We start from the raw sequence: 12,987 nt of genomic DNA on the forward strand, positions 1-12,987 counted from the left end.
GCATCGCTCCAACCCAAACTTCGTTCCTCGTTTGTCTCCTTAGCGTGGTTTTGTGCCCGTCCTATGTCGGCACCCCAGATAGTTCACGGCCCGCCGCCAGTTCGACGACTTTCCGACGCCGATCGGCATCGACCTTCGAACATCTTGACGGGGCTCCACTTGAGACCGTGCTCAATGCGCTCCGCTTCCATGGTCCGCCGCTCGGCAGCGCCCGGCAGGTAGACCGGATCCAAGCGCCCCGCCAGTGCGGCACGCCCTCCCGGTCGAAATCCTCCTGCTGCAGAGCGGCATCAATGTTTACACGCACGAACTCGGACCCGAAGCAGGTGTCGAGCGGTGGCGTCGAGATCACCGAAAGCCGAGCCGCACCGCGGCACTTACCGTCCTGTCCAGTGAGCGACGGAGGCCACATGAGACGGAACGCGATCTCCTGACCAGTCCGGATGCGCGTGGCAAAAACCCAGGGTGATCTGGTTGTCCCCGCCTTCCAGGATCTCGTAGGCCGAGGGTGGTACGCCGAAGCCCGCTAAATCGCGTGCGACCGCCGCAAGGTTCCGGCCCGCCAGTATGCCCGGCATTCGCGCATGGTGCAGGAGGAGCCCGATCAGCGTCTCGCGCGAGACCTCACCCTCGATGCTCCGTTCCAGGACCGCAGCCGTTTTCGCCACCAGGGGTTAGGCGTAGCTCGTTCCGCAGCCATCGGTCACGGCCCCATCGGGCGTGATCGCAAGTCCGAGTGCGAGCGATATGACGGTCATTAGCAGCAGGGCGGGAAGAGCAATCTGCTGATTGTTCAACTCGAAGACGATCACGGTTACTGTCCGATCTTGGCCACCAGGCGGCCAAAGCCCTCGCGGTAAGACATGCGCTCGGTCTCACACCACTCCACGAAGCGGTTGATGTCGGCGATGGCGGCCCGGAGGTTCAACTGATCCGTCGGCTCATCGACGGTGATCCGACGCTTGCGCCGGGTCGGCACCTCGCGGCTCGGGAACCCCAGCTTGTCAGCCACACGATCGATCTCCCGGGCGACTGGTGCGGCCGGCTCCGGCGCGGCTGGCTGGATCTCGGCGAGCTTGCCGAAGCCGAAGGAGGGCTTGCTGGTCACGCTGCGGCCTTCCGGTTGAGGGTGCTGACGAGTTCGATGATCTCGCCCGACAGACGCTCGGCGTTCTCCTTCGCGGCTGGGAGCCCGTTCACGAGGGATGGGTCCAGCTCAACGAGTGTCTGGCCGTACGTGAACATGCTCTTGTAGGCAGCCCGCTCGTTGAGGTGCGTGGTCAGGACCGGGATCCCGGCCTCGCGCAGCTCGTCGATGATCATCTTCTCGTTCCGGGTCGGGATCGCTGACGACGTACGGGTGAACAGCACACGGAACGGGATCGCCCGGCCGACCACCTGCTCCTCCTCCTGCACCAAGCCGACAGCGCGGGCGGCCTGTGCCGCGTCGACTGCGGAGGCCTGCATCGGGATCAGCACTAGGTCGGACCGCATGATGGCGCGCGAGACCATGCGGCTCGCCGTGCCTTCCAGGTCCACCAAGACGAACTGGCGGGCGGCACGCTCGGCGTCGATCGCCGAGACGATGCCGCTCTCCCCAACGTCGCCGAGTACCTTCATGGCAGTGCTGCTGCCCCCCCTCGCCCAGCCCGCGATCGGGCGGTTCGGGTCGCAGTCGAGCAGCGTCACGGTGGCGTCATGGGCCGCCAGCGTCGTCCCCAGCACCAAGGCCGTGGTCGATTTTCCAGCGCCGCCTTTGGGGTTGGCGATCGATATGACGGGCATGCCGACGCTCTCCTGCCGGATTGTAGAGGCGAGGAGGGTAGTGATCGCACGATTATCAAAGGGTTAAAACCCATTTCGGTGTCGAGCGGCTCGGAGCAAATGAGAGGGGTACGGTTGCGTTAAAAGCGTAGCACTCGACAGCGCAGAAGCGGCGCTGATCCCAGACTAAATAATGTGATATGATATGATAGCTAGCGCTAGCACCTATGCGAGAGACGTTGGGATGCTATGGGGGCGGGCTAGGATCGCTCGGGGCTGCTCGGCGATCTGATAGATACGTGGTCATGTGGAACGGGCTCCGCCTCGCCTTCGAGGCCACACCTGTCCGGTATAGCCGGGTCGAGGTTCGGGACGGAGCAACACCGTGTCCCACCACTTCACCGATCCCGCCTTCCTATTGGCCATCGTCGCGGCTCTGTCAGGCTTTGGGCGCGCAGTCCGCAGCATTGACGCGTTCGTCACAGCTATCCAGTCCCGGCCGCGACGTTGACTTGACCGTACGCTCCAGCCGACATGAGCAACCCTGGCTGCGCTCGATCCATCGAGTCGTGAGCCGGGAAAGGAGATAATCGCCGCGGACTTGAGACCCTGAAACGACTACGGGCCCCCCGTCGCCAAACGAGGAGCCCGCGAAATCGAAGTGGCCTGTAAGAGGACCTTCTGCAATCCCTCACAAGCCACATGACGCCCCCGGGCGTCAAGCGGGAACGCCAATTCCCGCGACGATGAAGTCGTGCCTTGTGGAAAGGGTACGCACGCTGTGCGTACCCCTTGCTCTGCCGCGGCCCTGTGAAGGGCCAGGACGATGTTTGCTGAGGAAATCCGCCGACAGGCGGAGGTTGCCCCCCAAGCCGCGCTGCCGGCCGTGACGGCTGCGCTCTGGCGCGCCTACGGGCAGGGGAAAATCACAGAGGTTGAGGCGGAAGCTCTGTCGGGGCTGATCGAGGCGCGCACGGATGCACCCGCTTCCCGCCGTCTCTCACCGATCGAACAAGCTGCCCGCGGGCCATCCCCCACCGCATCACCTCCGAACTCCGGCTCACCAGCGCGTAGGTCAGTCGGCTCACGCCCACGCACGGAGGCCTCGCTGGAGCGTCGCCGCCGCTGGGCCGCCTCGGGGCGGCTGCCGCCGGGGTTGGCCGCGCGGTTCACCCTGGCCGAGCAGGCGGTGCTCGCCCTGGTCGCGGCCGAGACCGTGCGCCGGAAGGATTGCCGCCTAGCCATCGGTCAGCTCGCGGCGATCGCAGGTGTCGCCGAGACCACCGTGCGCAACGCCATCCGTGAGGCGACACAGTTGGGGCTGGTGACGGTGGAGGAGCGGCGCGTCACCGGCTTCCGCAACGACACCAACATCGTGCGCATCGTCGCGGCCGAGTGGCAGGCCTGGCTGCGGCTGGCGCGTAAATCACCCGGCGGACACCTCGACCGCGTTGATGCGCGTGTGGCGTCGGGGGAGGGGGGAGGGTGCAAATCCCCGCGGGGCACGCCTACTGAAGTTCTAACCCTGTCAGAATCGGGGAAAACGGAACCCTCAGAATGCTGCCGGAGGGCAGCGGGCGACCTCAACCGATCCGATCCAACACGGATCCGCGCGGGTCGTGGCACGGGCCGAGTCATGCGCTGAGGGTCTGACGCCGGACGGTTTGACGAACGCACGGGCTCGGTGAGCGCTCGAAGGGTAGAGTCTGTCCAAACATCGAGTGACGACCTGATCGCCCGTGGGTGTGAGTGCCGAGGACGGGGGCGTTTAGCTTCTGGAAGTGGGGCCGCGCGCCTGCGCGCCGGCCTTCAGGGACGAGAGGGGAGGGGTGTCGGGATACCCGACGCAAATCCCGGGAAGGACGACAGGACGCTCACCCCGGCGCCGCCGCGCCGCGGTGACCGCTCGGGCTCGCTCCGCTCCCTCGCATAAGGAACACATCATGAACATAACGGTGCCTGCCGGCGCGCAGGATCCCGCACGCCCATCAGCCTCGCAAGACGGGCTGGAGGCTCTGCTGCGGGTCCTGCCACACCGGTACAAGCCCGGCCTCAGGGCCCTGCTCACCGGCCCGGAGCCCGGCGGTCCGGCCTTGGGCCACGTCTACGTCGGGGACGAATGGCTCGCCTCCGCGCTCGGTTTGTTGGGCCTCGGCCCAACTTGGATCCGGTCGGGCGAGCCGATCCCGATCCGCTTCGACCTCGAATACAACGCCCGGCTCGGGCCGCGCCTCGTGATCTCGGCCAGCGACTGGCCGACACCGGCCCAGGCAGCGGCCGACGCGGAGCTGCGTCGAACTCTGGAGGAGCAAGGGCGGTGGCGGCAGAGGCGCGCTCCTGAGCGGCTGCGCCAGCTCTTCGCCCTGGTACCCGAGAACGATGGCCCGCGCTGGGCTGCCCTGGCGATGCAGCTCCAGAACCTGGACGAATGCCGGATCGTCTCCCTCGCCGTGCGGCCGGTCGATCTCGACGATGCCGACGCCGTGCATGAGGCCCTGCGCGACGCCGCCGAGTTCGTCCACTGGACCGGCGCGGACGCAGTTCTCGTCGTCACCGGCGATCGTCGGACTGGCGGGCGGGCGTTCAGTGACCCGCGCGTGGTCGAGGCCGCCTGTGATCTCAGCGCCCCGCTGATCACGCTGGCCGGGCCGGTGCCGACGCCCGTCGATGCGCTCGCCTGGCGCTCCTCGCCCATCCCCGGCGCGGTGCAGGCCGCGATCGAGGAAGTGCTGCGCGGCGAACTCGCGCGGGCCGACCGGGCCCGTCTCGACCGCATCGCGGAGGTGCTCACTCGCCCCCGCACCGCTCCCGGCGACGAGGCCTGGCCCTCCGACGCGCCGTTCTGATCCTCCGCGCGGCCCGGACGCGTGTCGCGCCCGGGCCGGCTCACCCCTGTCCCGGTCCCTCTTCCTCAAAGATCCGAACCTCGAACCCCTATGCGTATCCACGAATTCCGCCGCGCCCCGCCGGCCACACTCGAGAGCGGGCCACCACCCGAGCGGTCCCGGTCCGGCCGCGCGCCGCCACCGGACCCGGAAGGGCCGGTCCTCGACCTGCACGAGCTCTGGGCCCGCGCCGGCAGCGCCGTGCGCACCGGGCTGCCGCGGCGGTTTCGCGTCTGCGCCACCGTCACCCGAGTGCTGCCCCGGTGGCACGGCAGCCACGATCTCGAGCTTCGCCCGACGCATGGCTTCCTCGGCAGCAACGCCCCGGTCCTGAACGCCCGCATCGGTGCGGACGCTCGCGACGCGATCGCCGCCGCGCTCGAGCGGCCGTTCGATCCAACGGAGCTCGAACATCGGGACGTCACGCTGACCTGCACGGCCTCCTGGCTGTCGGACGCCCGGCTGCGGCTCAACGTCAGTGCGATCGAGCCGGCGTGGCGGGTGTCCGAGGCCGAACTGGAGCGCGCCCGCATCCTCGATGGTCTGAGGCGGGCGGGTCTGCTCGAGGCGCAGCGCCGGCTGTCGAGCCCGGCCCACCTCGAGCGCGTCAGCGTGCTGCACCCGCCGGGCCAGGGTTGGGACGACGTCGCCGCGACGCTGCAAGCCCTGGCGGCCGCCGGTATCCTGCAGGTCGACGACCTGGAATGCCGGTTCGACGGGCCCGGCGCGGTCCCCGCCCTGATACGACGCCTGGACGAGGCCGCCGCCCTGCACCGGGGCCGCGAGGATCGCGGCCTGGTGCTGCTGGTGCGCGGCGGTGGCAGCCCGGCCGGCGCGCTCGGCGCCCGCGAGGTCGCGGCGGCGATCACCACGCTCACCGTGCCGGTGGTGGCTGCGGTCGGGCACCGCACCGACGCTGCAACCATCGCCGACATCGTCGCCTGGGCGAGCCTGCCGACGCCCTCGGAGGCGCGCCATCTCGTTCTCACCCTGCTGGACGGCTCGGCCGCACGCGCCGAGGCCACCTGGACCGCGCTGCAGGCGGCGTTGGATGAGTTCGAGCGATCCGTGCACCGGTTAGGCATCGCCGGCTGCGAGGCGGTCGCGGACGCGGCCGAGGCCTGTCTCGAAGCGGCGAAGCGGCGGGCGGAGTCGACCGCGCGTGCGATCGAGTGCGGCTTGGAACAGACCCTGATCCTGCTGGCTATCCCGGATCGGGCCGCGCGCGCCGCACCGGACCAGTCGGCCCCTTGGCCGGAGGGCCTCGTCCGGCTCAGCGACGCCGCCGGCGGACCGATCTTCGGCCCGGAGGCCGCGGTTGGGCCACTCACCCTGACGTTCGCGGACGGGCGCAGCCTCACCGTCGCGGTCGTCGCATCCCACGACCCGAGCACCACCCACTGAACCGTACGGAGATCACACCATGACCCCAGAGACCCACCAGCCTGAACTTTCTTTCACCGAGATGCTGGCGCGCCTGGACGAGCTCGCGCGCGGTCTGCGCACGGGCGAGTTGGAGGACCGGCTCAGGCGCTTGCCGGACACCGTGGCCGAGGCCCATCGATTGAAGCGGAGGCTCGTCGATCACGCCGTCGAGATCCGCGAGGCCGTCGCCTGCCTGCGCGGCAACGCCCGGCCGGCCAGCGCCGCCTGAACGGTGGATCCGAGATCCCCGGCCGACACACACAGCTCTCGGCCCTTGCGCGGCTCCCGCCACGGGCCACCATCGCTCGGCATCACTCCGCACGCGTGCGCTCGACGGGCCCGCAATCTGTCGATGCCACGTAGCGTCGGCGGCGTGGGTGGGAACCGGCGCTGCGGTCTGCAGTTTCCCTGAGGCACGCGTTGACATCGTGCTCCGATGTTGAGTCTCGGCGACGGGCTGTCCTCATTCAGGTGGGGCGGCCCGTTCGCCATTCCGGCAGCCTTCGGGTCGCGCGTCCTGCGGACGCTGCGAGAGCCCAGCCCCCGTCGGGCGGCCTCCGACCGCGATGCGCTTCGACCCCGTTGAGCTTAGTCAAAGTCGTGCCGCACGCATGCGTCAGACTGCAAGCTCAGTTGGAACGGGGCAGGCGCTTTTCCGACTCCTCACGCTGCGCCCTGGGCCGCTCCACGCAAGCCGCCGCGCCCGCGAAGTCTCGCGGTGGACTGAACCCACCGCCAATGCCGCCGTCCGGTGATAGGCGGACCGGACCGGGCAGATCCGGCCCTGGCGCGTGGCCACTGGTGCGAACCCCGGGAGGACCGGGACGACGCAGCCGAGAGCCATGACGCACGCAACACCCTTCACGGCCGGGAGCGCGCGCGGATCCGGGAAACCGTGTCGGTGGACGGACCGTTCTGTGAGAGGCCGGTCAAGTTCGGCTGCCGAAATCTCCCGGAGCTGTCTGTGGCGCGTATCCCCACCTCGATCTTCGCGGCCGTCCTCTTGACTGGCGCTCTCCATCCAGCCGGTGCCGCGGCGAGGATGGTGCGCGTGCCGAACCGGTACGACGGATCCTGGACCATCATCGCCATCACGGCTCAAGGGCCCTGCGCGACGCGCACGCGCTACCAAGTCCGGATCAAGGACAGTGACGCCTCGGTCCCGGGCCGAGAGGTCGAGATCGACGGCGGCGTGTCGTCGACCGGATCCGTGCAGGCCACGATTACCAGCGGGGCCAACAGGGTCCCGATCTCCGGCAGCCTGGACGTCAGGGGCAGCGGCAACGGTACGTGGCACACGTCCGGCGGACTGGTCACCTGCACCGGCCGTTGGAGCGCCCAGCGCGCTGGATAGCGGGTTTCGTGTGGATGCGGCTCACCAGCTGTTCGCCGAAGTAAGGGCGCAGCGCCTATATCCCCAGCCGCAGGCGTCACTTTCTACTGAACAAAGGCAGCGCAGCCGGCGTTTGCATTCGAACCCGAACACGGGATAGTTGAGGAAACGCCTATGCGCCTTAAAACTTGCGGCCTCGCGGTCGCTCTCGCGGTCGCTCTGACCGGCACAGCCTACGCTCAGCAGCCGGCCGGCGGAGGCAGCGCTACGGGCAATATGAACAACCCGGGCTCCGTCAAGAGCAACAGCGAGAAGATGAACGAGCGGACGACTGGCTCAGCCACCGGTTCGACCATGGGTACAGCTGGCGCCGCGACAGTGCCCGGTACCGGAACCTCCCACCCAGGCGTCGGTATGGGCACGAGCACGACCGCTCCTGCACGGTAATGTCCGCGGGCGAGCCCGCGACAGGCAGGTGCGGCCCCTGCCTGATTATGGTGTGCGGCTCACCGGGTGTTCTGGCTGCGATCGGTACCGCGGCGGTGCGCGGGGCCCGCATCAGGGCGTTCAGCTGCGTGATCGCCGGCTCACCGGGGCAGCGCTCGGCCCGGTCCACGACGCTCGGCAGTAGCTTCGCCCCGCTCGCGAGCCCTTGCAACGCCCAGCCGAGCGCGAGGCGAGCGCTGCGGATCCGCGGGCCTGTGATCCTCCGTTCCGCTCCCGAAGCCTCCGTCGCCCTCCCGTTGCCCTCAGTCTAGGTCAGCCAGAGCCGAGCGTCCGGCATCGGTGATGCGCGCGTAGCCGGGGCGTCGCGCGTCCATCTCGGCCCAACCCCGCGCCACGAGCGAGGGCAGGAACAGGTCGTCGCCCGCGCGAACCGCCCGGGCCTGGTCGACCTGGTTCACCGCGACGAACCCCGCACCCGGCGTCTGCGCCAAGTACGCGAGCAGGCGGATCTGCGCGGTGTTGGGTCTGCTCACGAGCGTAGCTCACGCACGGCGATGACGGTCGCCCGGAGGGCGGCAGCGCCAGCGCGTCTGCCGGGCCATAGCCGCGCGGCGGGCTCGGGTCGAGCGTCCGTCTCGTCGCGCATCTCGAGCCAAGTCAGGACCCCGCGATCCGGGCGATCGGCTCCAGGTCATCCCGCGCCCGGTACACCCGCGGTGCTGGAACAGGAGAGCGCCCGCGGGTGAGCCCTCTGCGTGGGGCGACGCGGGGCCGGGAAGGCCCGATCCCGATGCGTGGCCACCGGTCCAAACCCCGACACCACCGCGCACAGAGCGCCCGGCCGTCTTGCCGGTGGATAACCTTCGCCGACGAGGGCTCGACGGGCACCGACGGCTTGGACCCTCCTGGCGGTCTGTGGCAGCAGAGAAAGGCCTAGGCGACGAACGCGCTGGGGCTGTGGGCTGCCGCTGTCCTGAGATCGGCAGCTCGAGAAGTTCGTGCTGCTCTGCGGCGTTCATCCTCCGGGTTGGCCTGTGCTGGCGCGGCTGACGGCTCTCCGGGTCGAGCCTCGACCCAGAGAGCCGTCCGACCGGTCCCTTGCCCCCGGCATCCGACAGTCCCGTTCGTGGACATCATGCGGATGAGCCAGTCGATCGGGTCATACCGGTCGCTGAGGGATGCTTTCTTCAGGCGCTGTGAGACCCGGGGCCCTACGTGGCTGGCGTGAACCGGACTCGTCTTTCGACGAGGCGGCGCCGTGTCACAACCTGAAGATGAAAACACTCGTCCCGATCCCACGTTAAATGGCGATCCGTCGCTGGGCGGTGACGGCGTGCGCGGTACGAACGACCGGCCGACGATCCAGAACGAGCCGGCAGTTTTTGTTTCGTACGATCCAACCGACCCGACCGCTCGGACCTATTCCGCGCTGATCGACGCCTACGCGTTCTTCAACGCGCGGCTATTCTCGGGCCAGTTACCACCTTGTCTCCTCACCCTGCAGCGCAGGAAGCAGGCCTACGGCTACTTCTCCGGCCGGCGCTTCACCACCCGCGACGGCACGGCGATTACCGATGAGATCGCGCTCAACCCGAGCCATTTCGCCGAGCGCACCACCGAGGAGATCCTCTCGACGCTCGTGCACGAGATGGTCCACCTGGAGCAGGCGCATTTCGGCATGCCGTCCCGGGGCAGGTACCACAACACGGAGTGGGCGCGGATGATGCGGGCCGTGGGGCTGATCCCGTCCGACACGGGCGAGCCGGGCGGCAAGGAGACGGGTCAGCGCGTCAGCCACTTCATCGAGGAGGGGGGGCGCTTCGCGCGCGCCTGCGCCGACTTGCTCGCTGCGCGGACGAACATGGTGCCCTTCGTCGAGTTGGGGAATGAGACCGATCGTGAGACGCGGGAGAAGAAGGCGGCCAGCAAGACGAAGTACACCTGTCCAGCTTGCAACGCGAATGCCTGGGCAAAGCCGGAAACTCCTCTCATCTGCGGGGTCTGCCGTCAGCCGATGCAAGGCCAGGGTCAGCGATGAGATCAAGAAACTGCGGGAATGGTCGTAACCCTACGCTCGTCGCAACGTCGCGCTTCGGTCTCGGCCGGTGAAGCCGAGCGCGTAGGATCGGCCACGGTCTGCTACCGCGCCCTGTTATAATTTTTTCACAACTAAATTATAACAGGGCGCGTTCCTCGTCTCCGAACGTGCTATAAATCTTTCGCTAAAAGATTATAGCGAGGTGGCGGGGATGAGAGAGATCGACTTGGCGTATCGGACACTCTACGCCGAGCTGTGCCAGCGCAGCCTCGATGGCGCGTTCGAGGCCGACTTCCCGATCGCGGGCCGCTTCGTGACCGTGCCGGTCAATGGACGCGCCTACTGGTACTTCGACTTGCCCGGACCGGACGGCGTCAAGCGCCGCTACGTCGGTCCCAAGCACGACGCGCAGATCACGGACCGCGTCGAGCGCTTCCAAGCGATCAAAGGCGACCTCAAAGCCCGGCGGAAGCTGGTCTCGACCCTCGTCCGGGAAGCGGGATTGCCGGCGCCCGAGCGGTTCTCGGGCGACGTGGTGCGCGCGCTCTCGGAGGCCGGCCTGTTCCGTCTTCGCGGTGTTCTGGTCGGAACCGTCGCCTTCCAGTGCTACCCGGGCATCCTCGGCGCGCGGCTGCCGAACGCCGCCCTGCAGACCGGCGACGCCGACTTCGCGCAGTTCCACTCCGTGTCGGCCGCGGTCGACGACAGCCTGCCGCCGATGCTCGACGTCCTGCGCTCGGTCGACACGACCTTTCGCGATCTCCCGCATCAGGCTGACGGGCGGCGCTCGACCAAATTCCGGAACGCGAAGGGCTACGAGGTCGAGTTCCTGACGCCGAACCGCGGCAGCGCCGACCACGACGGCAAGCCAGCCGGCATGCCCGCGCTGGGCGGGGCCGCGGCCCACCCACTTCGTTTCTTAGACTTCCTGATCCACGAGCCGGTCCGAGCAGTGCTCCTGTACGGCGGTGGGGTCAACGTCGTTGTGCCGGCACCCGAGCGCTTCGCCGTCCACAAACTCATCGTCGCGAGCCGCAGGCGGGACGATCCGCTCGGGCGGCTGAAGCGCGACAAGGACGCCCTCCAGGCTGCCGTTCTCGGGCAGGCCCTGGCCATGACGCGGCGGGCGAGCGACCTCGCCACGGCTTACGCCGAGGCGTGGGGCCGAGGTCCGGCTTGGCGGCAGGCCTTGCGTGAAGGACTGGCGTCAGTCCCGACCAAGGCCCGAACCGGGCTTGTGGCCGGAATCGTCGATGGACTGACGGAGATCGGCGAAGATCCGGAGGGCCTCGGCTTCGACGCGTCCGGTAAACCACGTCCCTAGCCCAATATCCGGGTCAGGTGGGATTAACTACGGCCTCGAGAGGGGAAACCAAGTTCTGACCCAACAACAATACGAAGATAGTGATGCCTACAGCAGTCCTACCCGTGGCCATGCGGTCTTCGCGTCTCCCGGTAGTGTCGCAGGCGGACACACGCACACCGGCGGGCAGCGACTAGCAGGCTGTTGAAGAAGTCCGTGGCGTGGCCGAGCTGGGCGTGATTCACTCTTTCCTGAAAGCGCTTGGGGAAGGCGGATGCGGGGTTCGGATCAGCGTTCGGGGACGTTGTTCTCCTATGTGGATTTGGAGGCTCGGGTCCGGCCCGACCATCCCCTGCGGACGATCCGGCAGCTCACGGACGTGGCGCTCGCAGCGCTGAGCGGGGACTTCTCTGCGCTCTATGCGGCTCGGATGGGTCGCCCGTCGATCCCGCCTGAGATGCTGCTGCGGGCGATGCTCCTGCAGGCGTTCTACTCGATCCGCTCGGAGCGGCAGTTGATGGAGCGGCTGGAGTTCGACCTGTTGTTCCGCTGGTTCGTGGGGCTGGGCGTCGACGATCCGGCCTGGGATCATTCAAGCTTCAGCAAGAACCGGGACCGGCTGCTGGCCGGCGCGATCGCCGCCAAGTTCCTGGTAGCCGTGCTCGCCCAGCCCCGGGTGAAGCGGCTCCTGTCCAGCGACCACTTCAGCGTCGACGGCACGCTGATCGAGGCCTGGGCCTCGATGAAGAGCGTCAAGCCCAAGGACCAAAACGGGGACCAAGCTCCACCACCCGCTGGCGGACGTAACGCCGAGGTCGACTTCAGGGGTCAGAAGCGTTCGAACGAGACGCACGCGAGCACCACCGACCCCGAAGCCAGGCTCTATCGCAAGGGCCCGGGTATGGAGGCCAAGCTCTGCTTCATCGGCCATGCCCTGATGGAGAACCGCTCGGCCCTGATCGTGGACACCTGCCTGACGGCCGCGGACGGCCACGCCGAGCGCATTGCCGCGCTGGCGATGATCGAGCCGAAGGCGGACCGGCCCAAGGCCATCTCAGTGGGCGCTGACAAGGCCTATGACACGGAGGACTTCGTCAACGAGCTGAGGTCGATGAATGTCCGCGCGCACGTGGCCCAGAACACCAACGGCCGCCGCTCGTCCATCGATAGGCGAACCACCCGCCATGCCGGCTATGGCATGAGCCAGAAGATCCGCAAGCGCATCGAGGAGGGCTTTGGCTGGATCAAGACGGTGGGTGGCCAGCGGAAAACCCGCTTCAGAGGCCGCGACAGGGTCGGGTGGGCCTTCGCCTTCACCGCGGCGGCCTACAACCTCGTTCGCCTGCCCAAGCTGCTCGGAGCTCTGGCGTGAGCGTCCTGGGCAAGTGGCGGATCGTCGAGCTGCCGGGCTATGCGGACGACTACGCCGACATGGTCGAGCCGGCCTACATCCTCTTCGAGGCCACCGGCGGCGAGTTCGCCTTCGGATGCGTCACCGGGGCCTTCGCCGGTGGTGGTGACCACGCTGCCGTCGAGTTCGACTGGAACGGGAACGACGAGATGGACGAGGCCCGCGGCTCCGGTTGGGCCGAGATCAAGGCCGACGGCTCGCTTCGGGGCGAAATCGGCTTCCACGCCGGCGACGACATACCCTTCACCGCTCGCCGCTGGCCGAGTTCTTCAACAGCCTGCTAGTTCCTCACACGTCGCCTATATGTAGCGGCGCGCAATCGAACTGTGGCGGAGGCGCAATCGAGGGCGTTTTCCGGCGCACGATCGGTGAGACTGGAGA

13 protein-coding genes are annotated in these 12,987 nt (G+C 68.1%); 9 read left to right on the plus strand and 4 right to left on the minus strand.

Features of this window, described 5'->3' with window-relative positions; all coding sequences use genetic code 11:
- Window positions 1–674: 674 nt before the first annotated feature.
- From LGR69_RS31355 to LGR69_RS31365, 3 genes are read right to left on the minus strand one after another with little or no spacing between them, the layout of a single operon-like run.
- Window positions 675–812 (minus strand): hypothetical protein, encoded by a 138-nt coding sequence (locus LGR69_RS31355; RefSeq protein ID WP_230368547.1) that lies wholly within the window; start codon window positions 810–812, stop codon window positions 675–677.
- A gap of 2 nt (window positions 813–814) precedes the next feature.
- Entirely contained in the window at window positions 815–1,108 is a 294-nt protein-coding gene (locus tag LGR69_RS31360) for a hypothetical protein (RefSeq protein WP_053608914.1), read from the minus strand.
- Window positions 1,105–1,785, minus strand: a complete 681-nt coding sequence (locus LGR69_RS31365) for a ParA family protein (protein WP_053608915.1) — start codon at window positions 1,783–1,785, stop codon at window positions 1,105–1,107. The genes LGR69_RS31360 and LGR69_RS31365 overlap by 4 nt, the downstream gene beginning before the upstream one ends.
- Before the next feature lie 805 nt (window positions 1,786–2,590).
- Between LGR69_RS31365 and LGR69_RS31370 the strand changes: the two genes are divergently transcribed.
- The 5 genes from LGR69_RS31370 to LGR69_RS31390 all read left to right on the plus strand — a co-directional run bounded on the left by LGR69_RS31370 (window position 2,591) and on the right by LGR69_RS31390 (window position 7,428).
- Window positions 2,591–3,409, plus strand: a complete 819-nt coding sequence (locus tag LGR69_RS31370) for a helix-turn-helix domain-containing protein (protein WP_078947033.1) — start codon at window positions 2,591–2,593, stop codon at window positions 3,407–3,409.
- A gap of 298 nt (window positions 3,410–3,707) precedes the next feature.
- Complete coding sequence (locus LGR69_RS31375) at window positions 3,708–4,610, plus strand: hypothetical protein (RefSeq protein ID WP_230368548.1); 903 nt, start codon at window positions 3,708–3,710, stop codon at window positions 4,608–4,610.
- 90 nt (window positions 4,611–4,700) lie between these two features.
- Complete coding sequence (locus LGR69_RS31380) at window positions 4,701–6,053, plus strand: exodeoxyribonuclease VII large subunit (RefSeq protein WP_142584637.1); 1,353 nt, start codon at window positions 4,701–4,703, stop codon at window positions 6,051–6,053.
- A gap of 19 nt (window positions 6,054–6,072) precedes the next feature.
- Window positions 6,073–6,303 carry a hypothetical protein gene (locus tag LGR69_RS31385; protein WP_127993259.1) on the plus strand — a complete coding sequence of 77 codons (231 nt, stop codon included), beginning with the start codon at window positions 6,073–6,075 and terminating at the stop codon, window positions 6,301–6,303.
- Between the two features lie 813 nt (window positions 6,304–7,116).
- Window positions 7,117–7,428 carry a heme utilization protein gene (locus LGR69_RS31390; protein ID WP_230368549.1) on the plus strand — a complete coding sequence of 104 codons (312 nt, stop codon included), beginning with the start codon at window positions 7,117–7,119 and terminating at the stop codon, window positions 7,426–7,428.
- A gap of 728 nt (window positions 7,429–8,156) precedes the next feature.
- Here LGR69_RS31390 and LGR69_RS31400 read toward each other — a convergent pair.
- Window positions 8,157–8,387, minus strand: a complete 231-nt coding sequence (locus tag LGR69_RS31400; RefSeq protein ID WP_142584636.1) for a hypothetical protein — start codon at window positions 8,385–8,387, stop codon at window positions 8,157–8,159.
- Between the two features lie 725 nt (window positions 8,388–9,112).
- On the opposite strand from LGR69_RS31400, the gene LGR69_RS31405 reads away from it, so the two are divergent.
- From LGR69_RS31405 to LGR69_RS31420, 4 genes are all read left to right on the plus strand, one after another.
- Entirely contained in the window at window positions 9,113–9,892 is a 780-nt protein-coding gene (locus LGR69_RS31405) for a SprT-like domain-containing protein (protein WP_142584635.1), read from the plus strand.
- A gap of 211 nt (window positions 9,893–10,103) precedes the next feature.
- The gene (locus LGR69_RS31410; protein WP_142584634.1) at window positions 10,104–11,216 is read left to right on the plus strand and encodes a nucleotidyltransferase family protein; all 1,113 of its coding nucleotides are present in this window, start codon (window positions 10,104–10,106) and stop codon (window positions 11,214–11,216) included.
- Window positions 11,217–11,469: 253 nt separating this feature from the next.
- Window positions 11,470–12,567, plus strand: coding sequence for an IS5 family transposase (locus LGR69_RS31415; protein WP_142584633.1), 1,098 nt, complete (start codon window positions 11,470–11,472; stop codon window positions 12,565–12,567).
- On the plus strand, window positions 12,564–12,890 hold the full coding sequence (locus LGR69_RS31420; protein ID WP_142584632.1) for a hypothetical protein: 327 nt from the start codon (window positions 12,564–12,566) through the stop codon (window positions 12,888–12,890). Before LGR69_RS31415 ends, LGR69_RS31420 begins: the two co-directional genes overlap by 4 nt.
- Window positions 12,891–12,987 lie beyond the last annotated feature (97 nt).

The organism is Methylobacterium brachiatum (assembly GCF_020523825.1).
GTDB classification, from domain to species: domain Bacteria; phylum Pseudomonadota; class Alphaproteobacteria; order Rhizobiales; family Beijerinckiaceae; genus Methylobacterium; species Methylobacterium brachiatum.

What these genes read in the sequence shown, in the direction of transcription:
- LGR69_RS31385 (WP_127993259.1), top strand. Translation starts at nt 6,073, where the DNA reads ATGACCCCAGAGACCCACCAGCCTGAACTTTCTTTCACCGAGATGCTG.
- LGR69_RS31370 (WP_078947033.1), top strand. Translation starts at nt 2,591, where the DNA reads ATGTTTGCTGAGGAAATCCGCCGACAGGCGGAGGTTGCCCCCCAAGCC.
- LGR69_RS31365 (WP_053608915.1), bottom strand. Translation starts at nt 1,785, where the DNA reads ATGCCCGTCATATCGATCGCCAACCCCAAAGGCGGCGCTGGAAAATCG.
- LGR69_RS31380 (WP_142584637.1), top strand. Translation starts at nt 4,701, where the DNA reads ATGCGTATCCACGAATTCCGCCGCGCCCCGCCGGCCACACTCGAGAGC.
- LGR69_RS31410 (WP_142584634.1), top strand. Translation starts at nt 10,104, where the DNA reads ATGAGAGAGATCGACTTGGCGTATCGGACACTCTACGCCGAGCTGTGC.
- LGR69_RS31390 (WP_230368549.1), top strand. Translation starts at nt 7,117, where the DNA reads ATGGTGCGCGTGCCGAACCGGTACGACGGATCCTGGACCATCATCGCC.
- LGR69_RS31375 (WP_230368548.1), top strand. Translation starts at nt 3,708, where the DNA reads ATGAACATAACGGTGCCTGCCGGCGCGCAGGATCCCGCACGCCCATCA.
- LGR69_RS31415 (WP_142584633.1), top strand. Translation starts at nt 11,470, where the DNA reads ATGCGGGGTTCGGATCAGCGTTCGGGGACGTTGTTCTCCTATGTGGAT.